The 1271-nt window shown below is 62.6% G+C and carries 3 protein-coding genes; all 3 read left to right on the top strand.

All coding sequences use genetic code 11. The annotated features are described in order from the left end of the window. Positions 1 to 396: 396 nt before the first annotated feature. Positions 397 to 528, top strand: coding sequence for a 50S ribosomal protein L10 (gene rplJ / locus CJP72_RS26520; protein WP_446714993.1), 132 nt, complete (start codon positions 397 to 399; stop codon positions 526 to 528). Continuing rightward, the gene (rplJ, locus tag CJP72_RS25130; protein ID WP_238340178.1) at positions 525 to 950 is read left to right on the top strand and encodes a 50S ribosomal protein L10; all 426 of its coding nucleotides are present in this window, start codon (positions 525 to 527) and stop codon (positions 948 to 950) included. The genes rplJ (CJP72_RS26520) and rplJ (CJP72_RS25130) overlap by 4 nt, the downstream gene beginning before the upstream one ends. 63 nt (positions 951 to 1013) lie before the next feature. Further along, positions 1014 to 1271 (top strand): 50S ribosomal protein L7/L12 (gene rplL, locus CJP72_RS25125; RefSeq protein ID WP_162383917.1); only part of this gene is annotated, 258 nt, incomplete at its 3' end.

Below are 1271 nucleotides of genomic sequence, written 5' to 3'. Positions count from 1 at the left end.
ACCCTGAAGTAATTGTTTGAAGCGGTCACGGCGCCCCTGGTGCCGTGACCGTGACATTTGAAGGCATCGCTGGCAGTGCATCGCCCGCGGTAGCCGTCAAAGACCGCAGGCGCGGTCGTGGCACTACCGGCGACGGGCACGGAAGCTCGATCTGGCAAGGAGTCGCCGCCGGAGCCGTCACGAACGCTTAATCGATTCCCCGGAATCAACCTGCGTAGATGGTGCCCTTCTGGAGTTTTTCTGGTTCACGCATGTCTGGGATTTCCCTGATTGCCTCCAGGTCTGGAACGGCCCACCCCCCGGAACATCATCCCGATGTTCCCGGCGTCCAGGACGGATGCCGCACAGGACCGCACACGGCAGGAGCCGTAAGCGGAGTTCAATAGGAGGAGTGCAATGGCTCTCAATCTGTCCCAGAAGCAAGAAGTAGTCGCCGAGCTGGCAGACGTCGCCGCCAAGGCCCACTCCTTGATCGCAGCCGAATACGCTGGCACCACGGTCGCCCAGATGACCGCGNNGCCCAGATGACCGCGATGCGCAAGCAGGCTCGTGAAACCGGTGTTTTCTTGAAGGTTGTCAAGAACACCCTGGCTTCGCGTGCCGTTGAAGGCACCGAGTTCGCAGTCGCCCAGGACCAGATGGTTGGTCCGCTGCTGTACGCGTTCTCGCTCGAGGAGCCCGGCGCTGCCGGTCGCCTGATCAAGGAAGCCGCCAAGGGCAACGACAAGCTGAAGGCTAAGGTCGTCGCCATCGGTGGCGAAGTGTTCCCGGCAAGCCACGTCGACGTGTTGGCCTCGCTGCCGACCCGCGATCAGGCCCTGGCCATGCTGGCCCGCGTCCTGACCGAGCCGGTCACGATGTTTGCCCGCGCCATCAAGGCCGTTGGCGAGAAGCAGGGTGGTGGCGATGTCGCCGCTGACGCTGCCGAGCCGGCCGCCGAGACCGCCTGAGTTTCGACTTACCGTGGTTCCTGACGGAACCTCAACCCAGAAAATCATCCAAAGGTATTAATCATGTCCCTTACCAACGAACAGATCGTCGACGCCATCGCCGAGAAGTCCCTGATGGAAGTGATGGAGCTGGTCAAGGCCATCGAAGAGAAGTTCGGCGTCTCCGCCGCTGCTCCGGTTGCCGTGGCTGCTGCCGCTGGCCCGGCCGCTGCTGTTGAAGAGCAGACCGAGTTCACCGTCACCCTGAAGTCGGCCGGCGACAAGAAGGTCGAAGTCATCAAGGCTGTCCGCGCCATCACCGGCCTGGGCCTGAAGGAAGCG

It is taken from the genome of Citrobacter sp. NCU1 (assembly GCF_010231475.1).
Classification (GTDB): domain Bacteria; phylum Pseudomonadota; class Gammaproteobacteria; order Enterobacterales; family Enterobacteriaceae; genus Citrobacter_D.
The sequence above is the reverse complement of the archived record's forward strand: the minus strand, read 5'-3'. Positions and strand labels throughout refer to the sequence as shown.